Source organism: Pseudomonas sp. fls2-241-R2A-110 (assembly GCF_030209165.1).
GTDB lineage: Bacteria > Pseudomonadota > Gammaproteobacteria > Pseudomonadales > Pseudomonadaceae > Aquipseudomonas.
Genome location: NZ_JARVSN010000046.1, coordinates 17,875 through 34,464, shown reverse-complemented (window position 1 = coordinate 34,464; position 16,590 = coordinate 17,875). Strand labels below are relative to the sequence as shown.

Below are 16,590 nucleotides of genomic sequence, written 5' to 3'. Positions count from 1 at the left end.
ATTGCACCCCCCTGATCAGAAGCCAGAAGGTGTAAACCTTATTCAGGACGAGACATCAGCAAAAAAAAAGCCCCGATCAACTCGATCGGGGCTTTTTTGCTTTTTACAGCATCATTCAATCACGCAAATCAGACTCATGAATCGGCTGATCGCGATGTGTCGCCCGCTGATACTGCGCCGGCCAGGTGGCCTTGCGGCCACCCAGGTCATCATCGGCATGCAACGGCCAGTAAGGGTCCCGCAACAGCTCACGCGCGAGGAAGATGATGTCGGCCTGGCAGGTGCGCAGAATGTGCTCGGCCTGCGCGGGCTCGGTAATCATTCCTACCGTGCCGGTGGCAATGCCTGACTCTTTACGCACCCGTTCAGCGAAGCGTGTCTGATAACCAGGCCCAGTAGGAATCTCGGCATTGGCCGCAGTGCCACCTGACGACACATCAATCAAGTCCACGCCCAGATCCTTGAGACGACGCGCCAGCTCGACGGTTTCATCCGGGTTCCAGCCGTCTTCCACCCAGTCGGTGGCCGACACCCGTACGAACAACGGCAGTTCTTCAGGCCACACCGCACGCACCGCTTCGGTGACTTGCAGCACCAGCCGGATCCGGTTCTCGAACGAGCCGCCATATTGGTCGCGTCGCTGATTGCTCAGCGGCGAAAGAAACTGATGCAACAGGTAACCGTGGGCCGCATGGATTTCGACGACTTTGAAACCGGCGGTCAACGCCCGCTTCGCCGAGGCGACAAAGGCCTGGATGACCTCAGCAATCTGGCCGTCATCGAGTTGCTTGGGCGGCGTGTGTTGCGGGTCGAAAGCAATCGGCGAAGGACCGACCGGGACCCAGCCACCGTCGTCGGGTTTGACGCTGCCATGCTTGCCGAGCCACGGCCGATGAGTACTGGCCTTGCGTCCGGCGTGCGCCAATTGAATACCGGCCACCGCGCCTTGAGCGGTGATGAAGCGGGTGATGCGTTGCAACGGTTCGATCTGGTCATCGTTCCACAGGCCGAGGTCTTCGGCGGTGATGCGCCCGTCGGCCGTGACCGCCGTGGCTTCGGTGAACACCAGCCCGGCGCCGCCGACAGCGCGACTGCCGAGGTGGACCAAGTGCCAGTCATTGGCCAGTCCATCGACGCTGGAGTACTGGCACATTGGCGATACCGCGATGCGGTTGAGCAGGGTCAATTGACGAAGGGTATAGGGTTCAAGCAGCAGACTCATGGGGCACCTCTCGAATCAGTGGGCAGGCTCCAGGGTTCTGTTTGAAAAGTCGACGAGTGACAGGAAAAAGGTAGAGCACCCGCCCCCGCGGGCAAAAAATTCGACAAGACGTCACAAGGATTATCAAGCAGTGCTTAGAGCCTAGTCGACATCGGGGGATGAGGGAGGGTTCCGGGGATATTTGGTGTCAGGTCGACGGGCAACCCCGCTTCCACAGGGTTTGCCCGCGACGAAGTCAACGGGGCTCTATATGGGCAATCATCAATTGCACCGTCTCGTTCCCACGAAACTCGTTGAGGTCGAGTTTGTACGCCAGTTCTACCCACTTGATGGTGGGATTCGGCCAGATATCACGGTCGATACCGAACGCAATGCCATCCAGTTTCACCGAGCCGCATTCGCTTTTCAGCACCACTTTGAGGTGCCGCTCGCCGACAACGCGCTGCTCGACCAACTGAAACACGCCATGAAACAACGGTTCGGGAAAGTGCTGCCCCCAGGGTCCGGCATGGCGCAAGGCACGCGCCAGTTCGAGGTGGAATTCTTCAACCGCCAATACCCCGTCCGACAGCAGCCGTCCGGTCAGGTCTTCTTCGCGCAATTGCCTGCGCACTTCGGCGTCGAAAGCCTCGGCGAACAACGGGAAATTCGCCTCCGGCAACGTCAAGCCGGCCGCCATCGCATGGCCGCCGTATTTGCTGATCAGGTTCGGATGCTGCGCCGCCACCACGCTCAGGGCATCGCGAATATGGAAACCCTGGACCGAACGTCCCGAGCCCTTGAGCAAGCCATCTCCCGCATCGGCAAAGGCAATCGTCGGACGGAAATAGCGCTCTTTCATACGCGAGGCGAGGATTCCGATGACACCTTGGTGCCACTCTGGATCGAACAGGCACAAGCCGAACGGCATCGACTCGACCGGCAAATCCTTGAGCTGAGCCAGCGCTTCACGCTGCATGCCCTGCTCGATGGATTTGCGATCCTGGTTCATGCCGTCGAGTTGCACGGCCATTTCCCGCGCCAATCCTGCGTCGTCGGTGAGCAGGCATTCGATGCCCAGGCTCATGTCATCCAGGCGCCCCGCGGCATTCAGCCGAGGACCGACAATGAAGCCCAGATCGGTCGAGGTGATGCGAGCAGGTTCACGCTTGGCGACTTCGAGGATCGCCTTGATCCCCGGCCGTGCGCGCCCGGCACGAATGCGCTCCAGGCCCTGGTGCACCAGAATCCGGTTGTTGGCATCCAGCGGCACCACGTCGGCGACGCTGCCGAGCGCCACCAGGTCCAGCAGTTCTCCGATGTTCGGCTGCGGCTTGCTTTCGTACCAGCCAAGGCTGCGCAAACGCGCGCGCAGCGCCATCAACACATAGAAAATCACCCCGACGCCGGCCAGTGCCTTGCTTGGAAACCCGCAACCCGGCTGGTTGGGATTGACGATGGCGTCGGCCAGCGGCAGCTCATCGCCGGGCAAGTGGTGGTCGGTGACCAAGACCTTGAGCCCGGCCTTTTTCGCCGCCGCGACGCCTTCGACACTGGAAATGCCGTTGTCCACGGTGATGAGCAACTGTGGCGTGCGCGTCAGCGCGACTTCGACGATTTCCGGGGTCAGGCCGTAGCCATATTCGAATCGGTTCGGCACCAGGTAATCGACGTGCGCCGCGCCTAGCAGGCGCAACCCCAAGACGCCGACGGTACTGGCGGTGGCGCCATCGGCGTCAAAGTCGCCAACGATCAGAATCCGCTGACGCTGTTCCAGCGCCACGACCAGCAAATCGACCGCTGCATCGATGCCTTTGAGCTGCTGGAACGGGATCAGCCGCGCCAGGCTCTTGTCCAGTTCAGCCTCCGACTGCACGCCACGCGCCGCGTACAAGCGGGTCAGCAGCGGCGGCAGATCACCGAGGAATGGCAGGGTGTCGGGCAACAGGCGAGGTTCGATGCGCATGGGGTGACAGGTGCTTCTCTTGAATACGTAGGATAAAACCGGACAAAGCGGAACAGCGACGAATAATCAGCCGCGTTCGCCGCTCAGCCACTGCAATTGGACTTCGTGCTGACCACGGTCGTCGGTGACGAAAATAGTCCCTTCGCTGATCATCACGTCCCACTTGATAACGCGCGGCATGTCTTTGGCCAGGGTTTCCAGTACGTCTTGCGGCACAGCGGCGATGTGCACGTTTTTCAGGTTTTTGATCGCCGGGATCACTTTGGTTTCCCAGACGCGCAAGCTGCCGTAGGCCAGCAGGCTGGTACGCTCAGTGCGGCGCGAGCACCAGGTCAGGCGATCGGCGTCTGGCTGACCGACTTCGATCCAGTGCAGGACACGGTCATCCAGGCTTTTTTCCCACAGGGCTGGCTCATCCACGTCCGACAGACCGCGACCGAACGACAGTTGCTCGTTGTACCAGAAGGCGTAGGCCAGCAGCCGCACGGTCATGCGCTCTTCGGTTTCCGAAGGGTGACGGGCAATGGTCTGCTTCACAGACTCGTAGACGCTGCGGTCGAGGTCGGTGAGGTTCAGTTCAAACTTGTAGGTCGTGGACGGCTGGGCCATGAACGGGCTTCTTGATACGAGGAAAGGCGGCAAGTCTAACCGATGCGGTAGGCAATCAACGAATTGAAGGCGATCAACCTTGGTTGTCTGACGTTGGGCTATGTTAAAAGGCTATATCCCCTTACCGTTTGTCCTACAGGATCCAGCATGCCGTTCACCGCCAAACCGCTTTCAGGTCTTAAAGTCATCGAATTGGGCACCTTGATCGCCGGGCCTTTTGCCTCGCGCATCTGCGGTGAGTTTGGCGCCGAGGTGATCAAGATCGAGTCTCCCGACGGCGGTGATCCGTTGCGCAAATGGCGCAAGCTGTATGAAGGCACCTCGTTGTGGTGGTTTGTCCAGGCGCGCAACAAGAAGTCGCTGACACTGAACCTGAAACACCCGGACGGCCTGGCGATTCTGAAAAAGCTGCTGAGTGAAGCAGACATCCTCATCGAGAATTTTCGCCCTGGCGTGTTGGAAAAGCTCGGCCTGGGCTGGGAAGTCTTGCACGCCCTGAACCCGAAACTGGTGATGGTGCGGCTGTCGGGCTTCGGCCAGACCGGGCCGATGAAAGACCAGCCGGGTTTTGGTGCCGTCGGTGAATCCATGGGCGGCCTGCGCTACATCACCGGTTTCGAAGACCGGCCACCGGTGCGCACCGGGATTTCCATCGGCGACTCGATTGCCGCGCTGTGGGGCGTCATCGGCGCGCTGATGGCCCTGCGTCATCGCGAGGTTAACGGTGGCCAGGGCCAAGTGGTCGACGTTGCGTTGTATGAAGCGATCTTCGCCATGATGGAAAGCATGGTCCCTGAGTTTGACGTCTTCGGCTTTATCCGTGAGCGCACCGGCAACATCATGCCGGGCATCACGCCCTCCTCGATCCACACCAGCGCCGACGGCAAACATGTGCAGATCGGCGCCAATGGCGATGCAATCTTCAAGCGCTTCATGCTGATCATCGGTCGCGAAGACCTGGCCAATGACCCGGTGCTGGCCAGCAATGACGGGCGCGACAGTCGTCGAGACGAAATTTATGGCGTGATCGATCGCTGGGTCAATTCGCTGCCGCTGGACACAGTGCTTGCCCAACTGAATCAGGCTGAAGTACCAGCCAGCCGGATCTTCAGCGCCGAAGACATGTTCAGCGACCCGCAATACCTGGCCCGGGAAATGTTCCTCCAGGCCAAGCTGCCGGATGGCAAAGACTTCAAGATGCCGGGGATCGTGCCGAAACTCTCAGAGACACCCGGCACATCGGAATGGGTCGGGCCGCAGTTGGGCGAACACAATGCGCAGGTACTGAACGATCTTGGTTATGACAAGGAACAGATCGCAAAGCTGCGTGAAGACGGGGCCATCTAAGCTGAAGCGCCTGCTTTCATCAGCCAGTCACAACACCCGCCACTGGTGCGCAGTGGCGGCTGTCGGGCTATCGGCCGGGTTGGCATCCCCGGTTTGGGCACAGCCTAAAGAGACGCTGATCTGGTTGCTGCGCGATTTGCCACCAACGATGATTCTTGAAGGGCCGAAAAAAGGTCAGGGGATCATCGATCATATGCTGCCGCTGTTGATCGCCGGCATGCCGCAATACGATCACACGCTGATGCGGGTCAATCGCGCCCGGGCCATGCAAATGCTCCACGAAGAATCGTTTACCTGCGATCCCGCGCTGGTCTGGACCAAGGAGCGGGAACAGTGGATTACATTCTCGATTCCGGCCTTCCGTGCCGTGAGCAACGGGCTAGTCGTGCGCATGCAAGATCGTTCGGTGCTTGAGCCGTTTTTGATCGATGGTGAAGTCGATCTGGCGGCGCTGCTGGTCAATGGGCAAAAGAAAGTCGGCGTGGTGGCCGAGCGCAGTTACGGTGAGGTTCTCGACACACTGCTCAAACAGGCACCGGACGGCGCCCTGACGCCTCACTACGGCAACGACGCCCTGAGCAGTCTGTTGCAGATGCAGCGTCTGGGCCGATTGCAGGTGGTGCTGGGTTACTGGCCAGAAATCCGCTACCAGGCCCATCAAGCAAACATCGCCGATGACGAGCTGGCGTTTTATCCGATCAAAGGCACGGGCAAGTACCTGTCCGGGCACATCGGCTGCTCCAGTACCCCCCAAGGCCGACAAGCTATCAGCGAAATAAATCAGCTGTTGCGCACCTTGCCTCACGAGGGACTGGACCGGTTGTATGCCGACTGGCTCGATCCGCAAAGGCGAAAGGATTACCTGGAAGAAACCAAGGCGTTTTTCGAGCATCAAGCCGGGCAGTGACAAATCGCAGGCAAAAGAAACCCCGAGAAGTGGGGAGACGACTCGGGGTTAAACGTGGCCTACATAAAGACCAGTGGCAGCAAGCTACAAGCACCGGAGCACAATGCTTGATCCTGCTGTTACATGCTCTGACTGACGTGGGCGCAGGAAGGTTCCCACAAAAAAGCAATTCAATTGCGACTGGCCAGGATCTTGTCCTGAGCCGCATTGCGCAACGCCGCAATCACACAGGGCTCCAGCCGCCCTTCGGCAATCAGCAAATCGCGGTGCAAGCCGTCGACCACATCGGTCAGCAGGCGTTTATCGGTTAACTGGGCCTGGTTGAATACCCGCTCGACGACAATCGCGCCGGTCGTATTCTTCAAGGTCACCAGGCATTCGCCATGCGCACCCGAGGGAGTCAGCGTGACCTGATACGGGCTCAGCGCCTCACCAAGCAATAGACTGATACTTTCCATCTCGATCACCACTCAATAGTCCGAATACAAAGTGCCTGGGGCCTGTCTACATAAATGACCACTGGCCCGAGAAGAAAGTTCTGAATTCCAGCTGCAGGCGCATCGGCGTCTCTGGTCGAAAGAGCATGCACGCCAAAGATGACAGAGCAAAAACAGCGAGTCACATTGATGTTGTGCGCCGACCAATATCGGTCCATCCCCCCAGCAACCCACGCAATTGGCCGTCGACGCCATAGAACGGCACCGTCCATTGGTAAATATCCCGGACCCCGTTGTTGAACATCAATTGACGTTCACTGAAGCGCGGTTTTCGATTTTCAAGCTGAGCCATGAACTCGGCGTGCAACAGTGCTGCGGTTGCCTTGGGCAACACATCGAGTTCAATCAGCTGTCTTCCCTGAATCTGATCGAAACGGGTACCGAGCCCCTCCTCGTAGCTTTTGTTGCACATGATCAAACGCCCTTCCAGATCACGCACGAACATCGGATCGGGCATGGCGTCCATCAAGGCATGCTGGAAAGACAGTTGATCACCGAGGCTTTTTTCCGCGTCAGCACGTTGCTTGATCAGCGCCGCGAGTCGGCGATTCCAGAGCAAGGAAAGCAGGCCGAACAGGCTGATGACGAACATGCCCCAACAGAACCATTGAGACATCTGCGGCCAACGAGAGACAGGCTCGACGGGGGCTACCCCTTTAAGCCATTTCAGGCGAATGGCACGCAACTCAGCCGCAGGAAACGCCTCAAGCGCCTTGTTGAGAATGCTCAACAACAGCGGCTGACCATGGCGTACCGCAAGGTGATCAGCCTCCCACTTACCCTCCACCACCCGCCCAACCTTCAGTTGCCCCAAGGGATAGAGCTGCGCACCGATTTCATTTTCGATGGTGGCATACGCGTCACCGCTTTCAACCAGCGCCCTGGCTTCGGCGTAGGTTTTGACCGAGCGCAATTCGATCGCCGGGTAGTCGCGGCGAATAGTGCCTTCGAGTGCGTGGCGAGTGGGTAACACCAGCACTTTTTCCGCCAACTGATCCAGGGAGCGCACAACAGGCGCATCAGCCCGCCCGACAAACACCCACCCGGCGCCACCGAAGGCATGACTGAAATCCAGAAACGCCTTGCGATCATCATTCATTGCCAGCGTTGTACTCATGTCCGCTTCGCCACTCTCCAGACGCCCGAGCATCTGATCGGTAGAAAACGATTCTTCGTGAACAAACTGCAAGCCTGTCATGGCCGTGATGTGATTGAGCAAATCGTTGTTCAGACCACTCCATCGACCGTGCTCATCCTTGAACAGATACAGCGGATACTGCACCGATGCGACGACGACTTGCGGGTGCTCGGCGAGCCATGCCAACTCATCGGCATCCAGCTCGATGGTTGTACCGACTCTCGCGCCCTTAGGCTCGGCAGTCGTCAGTTGCGCTGCCGCCGCCCCTTGAGCAAAGCCCAGGACAGCGATGAAAAACATCCAGCACGTGGCTGGTTTTAACCCTCTGAAAAACAGCATTGCCACTTCCTTCGCGATCAAATCGCCCGTCCTTCCTGGGGCGAAAACCTGACAAGTGTGGCATGCAGAAATGAGAAAGCCCGTCAGGAGACGGGCTTCAAAATGTGACAGCGTTTACCGGTTACAGAGGCTTTCCGCGGTTGCCATGCTGGCTGACAAAGGCCTGCACGGCTTTCAGATCGTTCGGCAACACGGTGCAACGCTCATCTCGCTCAAACAAATCAGAAAGATGTGCAGGTAGCTCAAGCGCTTTTCCTACACCGGCTTTCTCCACTGCATCCGGGAATTTGACCGGATGGGCGGTGCCCAGGATCACCATCGGAATATCCAGGCTGCGGCGGCACTCGCGCGCTGCTTTCACGCCGATGGCGGTGTGCGGATCCAGCAGCTCACCGGTTTGCTCGTAGACTTCGGCGATGGTTTCGCAGGTTTGCGCGTCGTCCACGGCCAGCGAGTCGAACAATTTGCGCGCTTCAGTCCAGCGTTCCTGTTCGACGCTGAAACCGCCACCCTGCTTGAAGGTGTCCATCAGGCCGGCAATGGCTGCGCCGTTGCGACCATGGAGGTCGAACAGCAGGCGTTCGAAGTTTGACGACACCATGATGTCCATCGACGGCGACAGCGTGGCGTGCAGGGTTTCCTTGACGTACTGGTTGCCGCTCATGAAGCGGTGCAGGATGTCGTTGCGGTTGGTGGCGACGATCAACTGGTTGATCGGCAGGCCCATGTTGCGCGCCAGGTAGCCGGCGAAGATGTCGCCGAAGTTGCCGGTCGGCACCGAGAACGACACCGAGCGCGCCGGGCCGCCCAACTGCAGGGCTGCGTGGAAGTAGTAAACGATCTGGGCCATGATCCGCGCCCAGTTGATCGAGTTCACCGCTACCAGACGCGTGCCTTTGAGGAAGCTCTGGTCGGCGAAGCTGTTCTTGACCATTTCCTGGCAGTCATCGAAGTTGCCTTCGATGGCGATGTTGTGGATGTTCTCGCCGAAGATGGTGGTCATCTGGCGACGCTGCACTTCGGACACGCGGTTGTGCGGGTGCAGAATGAAGATGTCGACGTTTTCGCAGTGCTTGCAGCCTTCGATGGCGGCCGAACCGGTATCGCCGGAGGTAGCGCCAACGATCACTACGCGCTCGCCGCGTTTAGCCAGCACGTAGTCGAGCAAACGACCGAGCAGTTGCAGGGCAAAGTCCTTGAACGCCAGGGTCGGGCCATGGAACAGCTCCAGCACCCATTCATTGCCGTTCAGCTGACGCAGCGGAGCGATGGCGTTGTGGGAGAACACGCCGTAGGTTTCTTCCAGAATCTTTTTGAAATCGGCGTCAGGAATGCTGCCAGTGACGAACGGGCGCATCACCCGGAAGGCCAGCTCGTGATACGGCAGGCCGGCCCAGGAAGCGATTTCTTCCTGGGTGAAGCGTGGCAGGTTTTCCGGCACGTACAGGCCGCCGTCGGTGGCCAGACCGGCCAGCAGGACGTCTTCGAAATTCAGGGCCGGTGCCTGGCCGCGGGTACTGATATAACGCATGACTGGCTCCAATAGACAGTGTTCGCAAACCCGGGCCCGCACGCAGGCCCGGTGAACGATAACGGCTTAGTTCAGGTGCTCGACGCGGATCCGTACAACCGGACCGACCACACCCGTCAGGGCTTCCAGAGCGGCGATCGCATCGTTCATGTGCTGTTCCAGCACACGGTGCGTCAGCAGGATCATCGGCACCAGTCCGTCATGCTCTTCCACTTCTTTCTGCATGATCGATTCGATGTTGATGCCGCGCTCCGACAAGATGCTCGCCACTTGAGCCAATACGCCCGGATGGTCCTTGGCCTGGATGCGCAGGTAGTACGAGCTTTCGCAGGCTTCGATCGGCAGAATCGGGTGCGCCGACAGCGAATCCGGCTGGAAGGCCAGGTGCGGCACGCGGTTTTCCGGGTCGGAGGTCATGGCGCGAACCACGTCCACCAGGTCGGCGATCACCGACGAAGCCGTTGGCTCCATGCCCGCGCCAGCGCCGTAGAACAGTGTCGAACCAGCGGCGTCACCGTTGACCATCACCGCGTTCATCACGCCGTTGACGTTGGCGATCAGGCGATCAGCCGGGATCAACGTCGGGTGTACGCGCAGTTCGATGCCCGCTGCCGTGCTACGAGCGACACCGAGGTGCTTGATGCGATAGCCCAGCGCTTCGGCGTAGTTCACATCAGCCGTGGTCAGCTTGGTGATGCCTTCGGTGTAAGCCTTGTCGAACTGCAGCGGGATGCCAAAGGCGATGGACGCCAGGATCGTCAGCTTGTGGGCCGCATCGATGCCTTCAACGTCGAAAGTCGGATCGGCTTCGGCGTAACCCAGGGCCTGCGCCTCGGCGAGTACGTCTTCGAAGGTGCGACCCTTCTCGCGCATCTCGGTGAGGATGAAGTTGCCGGTGCCGTTGATGATCCCGGCGACCCAGTTGATACGGTTAGCGGACAGGCCTTCACGGATCGCCTTGATCACCGGAATGCCGCCGGCAACAGCCGCTTCGAACGCCACGATCACGCCTTTCTCGCGAGCCTTGGCGAAAATCTCATTACCGTGAACGGCGATCAGTGCCTTGTTCGCGGTGACCACATGCTTGCCATTCTCGATGGCCTTGAGTACCAGCTCGCGGGCAACGGTGTAGCCGCCCATCAGCTCTATGACGATGTCGATCTCAGGGTTCGTGGCCACTTCGAAGACATCGTTGGTAATCGCAATACCGGTCGTTTGGAACTGAGGCTTTGGCGTGCGCATGGCAATTTGTGCCACTTCGATTCCACGCCCGGCACGACGAGCAATTTCCTCGGCGTTACGCTGAAGTACGTTGAAGGTACCGCCACCGACGGTCCCTAACCCACAGATGCCTACTTTGACCGGTTTCACTGTGAACTCCCCATAAAACGGCCGACTCAAGGCCGGCCGTGAAAACAGCCGCACGTTCGCGGCTCTCTATTAATGACCCGGTAAATGTTGCTGCCGGGCCATGATCGTCAAAGGCTGGCCGTGACGATGCGAATTTACTTCGCGCCCAACGCCAGTTTGGCGACTTGTGGCGCAGGCTGGTAGCCCGGAATGACCTGACCGTCAGCCAAAACGATAGCCGGTGTGCCGTTCACGCCAATCGACTGACCGAGGGCAAACTGCTTGGAAACCGGGTTATCGCATTTGGCGGCCTTGATTTCCTTGCCATCGACCATTTTGTCCATGGCGGCTTTCTTGTCTTTCGAGCACCAGACCGCTTGCAGCTGTTCGTCACCCGGCGAGCCCAAGCCCTGGCGCGGGAACGCGACATAACGCACTTCGATGCCGCGCTTGTTCAGCTCAGGCACTTCGGCGTGCAGTTTGTGGCAATACGGGCATGTGGTGTCGGTGAATACGGTGATGTGCGATTTGGTTTCACCGATGGCCGGGTAGACCACGGTTTCGGCGACCGGAATTTCATTGATCAGTTTGGAGACGCCCAGGCGTTCGGTCTTCTCGGTCAGGTTGACCGGTTTGCCGTCCTTGAGCTGGAACATATAGCCCTGAACCACATACTGGCCGTCGGCGCTGGCATAAAGCACGCGGCTGCCTTTGAGTTTGACTTCATACAGGCCTGGCAGCGGGCTGGCAGTGATGGTTTCGACAGGCACATCGAGCTGGAGGTTTTCCAGGCTCTTACGGATGGCTTTGTCGGCCGCGTCATCGGCGACGGCAAAGGTACTGACCAACGCAATGGCGGCGGCGGCGAAAATATGGGTCAGACGCATGAGAACTCCTGAAGGCGGACAAATGGGATGATCAGAACGCCCGTGCCGAAACACCGGGTCATAATCGCCCATCGTGCAAACCGGCAAAGCCTACCACATAAGGTCCGCGTGGCCGAATGCGCCTGACGCAAGACATTGAGGGGGACATAGACCCTTGTGGGAGCGGGCTTGCCCGCGAAGAGGCCGTAACATTCGAAGAAGATGTTGACTGTTACATCGCCTTCGCGGGCAAGCCCGCTCCCACAGGGATGACGTTCAGCCGCGCGGGTGGTGCTTGGCGTGCAGGTCTTGCAGACGTGCGCGGGCAACGTGAGTGTAGATCTGAGTGGTCGACAAATCGCTGTGGCCCAGCAGCATTTGCACCACGCGCAGGTCGGCGCCGTGGTTGAGCAGGTGCGTGGCGAAAGCGTGACGCAGAGTATGCGGCGACAGCGACTTGCCGATCCCGGCAACCTTGGCCTGGTGCTTGATGCGATGCCAGAAGGTCTGGCGGGTCATCTGCTCGCCTCGCAAGCTGGGGAACAGCACATCACTGGGCCGCCCACCGAGCAACTCACCACGCGCATCGCGCATGTAACGCTCGACCCAGACAATCGCCTCCTCGCCCATCGGCACCAGTCGTTCCTTGCTGCCCTTGCCCATCACTCGCAATACGCCCTGGCGCAGGTTGACTTGTTCCAGCGTCAGGCTGATCAGCTCCGTAACGCGCAAGCCACAGGCGTAAAGCACTTCAAGCATGGCGCGATCACGCTGGCCGATGGCTTCGCTCAAGTCCGGCGCCTTCAGCAGCGCTTCCACATCCGCTTCGGACAACGATTTGGGCAACGGCCTGCCGAGTTGCGGCATGTCAATGCGCAACGTCGGGTCGACGGCGATCAGCTTTTCCCGCAGCAGATAGCGATAGAAGCCACGCACGCCGGAGAGAAAACGCGCAGTGGATCGGGGTTTGTAGTTTTGCTCCAGGCGCCAGGCCAGGTGATCGAGGATCAGTTCGCGACCGGCGTTAATCAGCTCCAGGCCCTTTTCCTGCAACCACCCATTGAACAAGGCCAGGTCGCTGCGATAGGCATCGCGGGTATTGTCGGAAAGACCTTTTTCCAGCCAGAGGGCGTCGAGGAATTGGTCTATCAGTGGATGATCGATTGCAGGCATGGGCACTCAAGACACACAGCCTTCAAGGCTGCGCTGGGAAAAAAGGATGAACTGTCGAAATGGCCGCTAGTCTTTCATAGCCCGCCACTTCAAGGAACAGGAGCTTCAATGAACGAGCAGCAGATTTTATTGGCTTTTGGCGGTATCGGTGCAGCCGCCCTGGGTTGTCAGTGGCTGGCGTGGCGCCTGAAACTGCCGGCAATCCTGTTTCTATTACTGACAGGCATTCTGGTTGGGCCGATTCTGGGCTGGCTTGATCCGCAAGAAATGTTCGGCCCCCTGCTGATGCCACTGGTGTCGCTGGCGGTGGCGCTGATCTTGTTCGAAGGCAGCCTGACCCTGCATTTAAAGGAGTGGCGCGAGATTGGCAGCGTGGTCCATCGCCTGGTCACGATCGGCGCCATATCGACCTGGGTGGTCATCGCAGTCGCCACCCACTGGTTGCTGGGGTTCGACTGGCTATTGGCAACTCTGTTTGGCAGCCTGACGCTGGTGACCGGGCCTACGGTCATCGTGCCAATGCTGCGGGTCGTGCGCCCGAAAGCCTCGATTGCCAACATCCTGCGTTGGGAAGGCATTGTGATCGACCCCATCGGCGCGCTCCTTGCCGTGGTGGTTTACAGCTTCATCATCGCGCGCGCTTCCGGGGACGGGTTGAGCCAGAGCCTGCTGACCTTCGGCGGCGTGATCCTGTGCGGCAGTGTCTTCGGAGTTGCCGGTGGCTGGGTACTCGGCACGATCATCCGGCGGCAATGGTTGCCGCAATACCTGCACAACCTCGCGGCGCTAGCCGCAGTGCTGGGCATCTTCATCGCTGCCAATGAGGTGATGCACGAATCCGGCCTGCTGGCGGTGACATTGATGGGCATGTGGCTGGCCAACATGAAAGGCGTGGATGTGCGGGACATCCTGCACTTCAAGGAAAACCTGAGCGTGCTGCTGATCTCCGGGTTGTTCATTTTGTTGGCGGCGCGACTCGATCTGAGCGCCTTGATCGGGCTCGGGCCCCTGGTGCTGATTTTGCTGCTGGTCATTCAATTCATTGCCCGCCCTTTGAACGTGGTGATTTCCACGGCGGGTTCAAGCTTGAGCTGGCGCGAACGGGCACTGTTAGCCTGGATTGCACCTCGCGGGATCGTGGCGGCGGCGGTGTCGGCGATTTTTGCCATTCGCCTTAATGAGGCCGGACACGAGGGCGCCTTGCTGCTGGTGCCGCTGACGTTCGCAGTGATCATCGGAACCGTGGTGCTGCAAAGCGCCACAGCTCGCCCGTTGGCACGTTTGCTGAAAGTTGCCGAGCCCGCGCCCAGCGGCTTTCTGATCGTCGGCGCCAACGCCCCCGCGCGTTCGCTAGGCAAAGCCCTGCAACAATTGGGCAGTCGGGTGCTGCTCACGGATTCGAGCTGGGAGAATATTCGTGCAGCGCGCATGGAAGGCTTGCCCACTTACTTTGGCAACCCGGCGTCGCAGCACGCGGACGCGCATCTGGACCTGGTCGGCCTCGGACATTTGCTGACGCTGTCACCGTCCGGCGAATTGAACACCTTGGCGGCAATGCGCTTTCGCCATGACTTCGGCCATCAGCGCTTGTTCAGCCTGGCCAGTGGCCAGGAGAGTCGTCGCACCGATAAACACCGGGCTAGCCACGAGCATAGGGGGCGTTTACTTGGCAGCGAAGAATTGACCTACAACAAGCTGGCCAACCTACTGCATCAGGGAGCCGAGGTGTACAGCACGAATCTGACAGAGGGGTTTGACTGGGAGGATTACCGAGCGCTGCACGGTGAGCGCGCGACCTTGTTGTTCGCGAGAGATGACAGCGGGTGGGTGCACGTGGCGACCTCCGACAGCGCACTCAAGCCTGCGGCCGGATGGACACTGCTGGCGTTGATTCAGCCGGAAACTGCTGGCGCCTGAAAAATTACGGACAACAAAAAAGCAGCCCGTAGGCTGCTTTTTTCTGCATCGGAAGCTGGACTTAAGCCAGTTTTTCCTTGATGCGAGCTGCTTTACCGGACAGGTCACGCAGGTAGTACAGCTTGGCTTTACGTACGTCACCGCGACGTTTAACGGCCATGCTGTCGATTTGCGGGCTGTAGGTCTGGAAAGTACGCTCTACGCCAACACCGTTGGAGATTTTACGAACGGTGAAAGCACTGTTTACGCCGCGGTTACGCTTGGCGATAACAACACCTTCGAACGCTTGCAGACGCGAACGGTCGCCTTCCTTCACTTTCACCTGAACGACAATAGTGTCGCCCGGGGCAAAGGTAGGGATCTCTTTGGTCATCTGCTCTGCTTCGAGTGCAAGGATGATTTTGTTAGTCATGCTGTGCTCCTAAGGTAAATCAACGGACTTACCATCGATACGTTGTTAACTATCGTCCCGCTCGCGGATGTATTCCTCGAGCAGCTTCTTCTCTTCTCCAGAAAGCGAGCGGCTTTCCAGAAGATCGGCGCGTCGTTCAAAGGTCCTACCAAGGGACTGCTGTAAACGCCAACGCCGGATATGCGCGTGATTGCCACTTAGCAATACGTCGGGAACACGCTGATCCGCATACACCTCCGGTCGGGTGTAGTGCGGGCAATCCAGCAAACCATCCGTAAAGGAATCTTCCTCGGCGGAGTCCGCATGCCCTAAAGCTCCAGGCAGCAGTCGTGTAACCGCATCGATCAGGACCATCGCCGGCAGCTCGCCGCCAGACAATACATAGTCGCCAATCGACCACTCTTCATCGACATGAGCTTCAATAAAACGCTCGTCAATGCCTTCATAACGACCGGCAATCAGGATCAATGCATCCAGATTCGCCAACTCGCGTACCGCCGACTGATTCAGTTGACGGCCTTGGGGGGACAGGTAAATCACCTTCGCCGCCTCCCCGGCTGCTGCCTTGGCCTGAGCCAGAGCGTCTTCCAGGGGCTTGATCTTCATCACCATGCCCGGACCACCGCCAAATGGGCGATCGTCCACAGTGTGATGTCGATCCGTCGTGTAGTCTCGCGGATTCCAACAGGTGAGCTGCAAGAGCCCCTGTTTCACCGCACGACTGGTGATGCCGTACTCGCTGATGGCGGAGAACATCTCGGGAAACAAACTGATCACTTCTACGCGCAAGTTAGCCACGCTTAGAAGTCCGCGTCCCAATCCACCTTCATCTCGCCTGCGGCAAGGTCGACGGCCAACACGCATTGCTCCGTATAGGGCAACAGGCGTTCGCGATCATCCAGGCTGCCAGCGCAAGGCTTGACCACCATTACATCATTGGCGCCGGTTTCCAGAAGGTGGTCGATTTTCCCGAGCAGTTGCCCGAGTTGATCAATAACCTTCAGACCTTCCAGCTGGTACCAGTAGTACTCGCCGTCGGTCAATTCAGGGAACAGGTTGCGCGGCACGCAGATCTCATAACCGGCCAGAAGACGCGCTTCTTCACGATCATCAAGACCCTTGAGCTTTGCGACCAGGAACTTGTCGTTCCCACGTCCGCTGACCAGCTCGACCTGTTTCACATTGCCTTCGCGCTTGAGCGTCCAGGTTTTGTACTGCAACAGGTTTTCAGTCGGATCAGTAAAGGAATAAACCTTCACTTCGCCGCGAACGCCATGAACAGAATAAATCTTGCCGATAACGATCAAATCATCAGCAACAGCTGGCGTCGCGTTCAT

Annotated in this window: 15 protein-coding genes; 3 read left to right on the top strand and 12 right to left on the bottom strand. The window is 58.9% G+C overall.

Annotation, left to right across the window (positions count from 1 at the left end):
* Window positions 1-115: 115 nt before the first annotated feature.
* The 3 genes from QRN31_RS30390 to QRN31_RS30380 form a co-directional block, all read right to left on the bottom strand.
* Window positions 116-1,222, bottom strand: a complete 1,107-nt coding sequence (locus tag QRN31_RS30390) for an NADH:flavin oxidoreductase/NADH oxidase (RefSeq protein WP_285436543.1) — start codon at window positions 1,220-1,222, stop codon at window positions 116-118.
* A gap of 235 nt (window positions 1,223-1,457) precedes the next feature.
* Window positions 1,458-3,167, bottom strand: coding sequence for a single-stranded-DNA-specific exonuclease RecJ (gene recJ, locus QRN31_RS30385; RefSeq protein ID WP_259151794.1), 1,710 nt, complete (start codon window positions 3,165-3,167; stop codon window positions 1,458-1,460).
* A gap of 66 nt (window positions 3,168-3,233) precedes the next feature.
* Window positions 3,234-3,776: a YaeQ family protein gene (locus tag QRN31_RS30380; RefSeq protein WP_008151638.1), complete on the bottom strand. Its 543-nt coding sequence runs from the start codon at window positions 3,774-3,776 to the stop codon at window positions 3,234-3,236.
* Between the two features lie 147 nt (window positions 3,777-3,923).
* Between QRN31_RS30380 and QRN31_RS30375 the strand changes: the two genes are divergently transcribed.
* Both QRN31_RS30375 and QRN31_RS30370 read left to right on the top strand, forming a co-directional pair.
* Window positions 3,924-5,123 carry a CaiB/BaiF CoA transferase family protein gene (locus QRN31_RS30375; RefSeq protein WP_285436542.1) on the top strand — a complete coding sequence of 400 codons (1,200 nt, stop codon included), beginning with the start codon at window positions 3,924-3,926 and terminating at the stop codon, window positions 5,121-5,123.
* The gene (locus tag QRN31_RS30370; RefSeq protein ID WP_502942530.1) at window positions 5,104-6,030 is read left to right on the top strand and encodes a TIGR02285 family protein; all 927 of its coding nucleotides are present in this window, start codon (window positions 5,104-5,106) and stop codon (window positions 6,028-6,030) included. Before QRN31_RS30375 ends, QRN31_RS30370 begins: the two co-directional genes overlap by 20 nt.
* A 170-nt stretch (window positions 6,031-6,200) precedes the next feature.
* Here the strand turns inward: QRN31_RS30370 and QRN31_RS30365 are convergent, their stop codons facing one another.
* From QRN31_RS30365 to xerD, 6 genes are all read right to left on the bottom strand, one after another.
* Complete coding sequence (locus QRN31_RS30365; RefSeq protein ID WP_285436538.1) at window positions 6,201-6,488, bottom strand: DUF3509 domain-containing protein; 288 nt, start codon at window positions 6,486-6,488, stop codon at window positions 6,201-6,203.
* Window positions 6,489-6,648: 160 nt separating this feature from the next.
* On the bottom strand, window positions 6,649-8,004 hold the full coding sequence (locus QRN31_RS30360) for a transporter substrate-binding domain-containing protein (RefSeq protein WP_285436537.1): 1,356 nt from the start codon (window positions 8,002-8,004) through the stop codon (window positions 6,649-6,651).
* Window positions 8,005-8,125: 121 nt separating this feature from the next.
* Window positions 8,126-9,535 carry a threonine synthase gene (gene thrC, locus QRN31_RS30355; protein ID WP_090188006.1) on the bottom strand — a complete coding sequence of 470 codons (1,410 nt, stop codon included), beginning with the start codon at window positions 9,533-9,535 and terminating at the stop codon, window positions 8,126-8,128.
* A gap of 66 nt (window positions 9,536-9,601) precedes the next feature.
* A complete protein-coding gene (locus QRN31_RS30350; protein WP_285436535.1) occupies window positions 9,602-10,906 on the bottom strand; it encodes a homoserine dehydrogenase in 1,305 nt (434 codons plus the stop codon).
* Between the two features lie 134 nt (window positions 10,907-11,040).
* The gene (gene dsbC / locus QRN31_RS30345) at window positions 11,041-11,772 is read right to left on the bottom strand and encodes a bifunctional protein-disulfide isomerase/oxidoreductase DsbC (protein ID WP_222589910.1); all 732 of its coding nucleotides are present in this window, start codon (window positions 11,770-11,772) and stop codon (window positions 11,041-11,043) included.
* Between the two features lie 255 nt (window positions 11,773-12,027).
* Window positions 12,028-12,924 (bottom strand): site-specific tyrosine recombinase XerD, encoded by an 897-nt coding sequence (gene xerD, locus QRN31_RS30340; RefSeq protein WP_285436533.1) that lies wholly within the window; start codon window positions 12,922-12,924, stop codon window positions 12,028-12,030.
* A gap of 108 nt (window positions 12,925-13,032) precedes the next feature.
* Here xerD and QRN31_RS30335 point away from each other — a divergent pair, with 108 nt between their 5' ends.
* A complete protein-coding gene (locus tag QRN31_RS30335; protein WP_285436532.1) occupies window positions 13,033-14,841 on the top strand; it encodes a cation:proton antiporter in 1,809 nt (602 codons plus the stop codon).
* Between the two features lie 61 nt (window positions 14,842-14,902).
* Here QRN31_RS30335 and rplS read toward each other — a convergent pair whose 3' ends face one another.
* Genes rplS through rimM form a run of 3 tightly spaced genes read right to left on the bottom strand, consistent with a single transcriptional unit; the run spans window position 14,903 to window position 16,590 of the window.
* A complete protein-coding gene (gene rplS, locus QRN31_RS30330; RefSeq protein WP_003175895.1) occupies window positions 14,903-15,253 on the bottom strand; it encodes a 50S ribosomal protein L19 in 351 nt (116 codons plus the stop codon).
* A 45-nt stretch (window positions 15,254-15,298) separates the two neighbouring features.
* A complete protein-coding gene (gene trmD, locus QRN31_RS30325; protein ID WP_285436531.1) occupies window positions 15,299-16,051 on the bottom strand; it encodes a tRNA (guanosine(37)-N1)-methyltransferase TrmD in 753 nt (250 codons plus the stop codon).
* A gap of 2 nt (window positions 16,052-16,053) precedes the next feature.
* Window positions 16,054-16,590: a ribosome maturation factor RimM gene (gene rimM / locus QRN31_RS30320; protein ID WP_007944873.1), complete on the bottom strand. Its 537-nt coding sequence runs from the start codon at window positions 16,588-16,590 to the stop codon at window positions 16,054-16,056.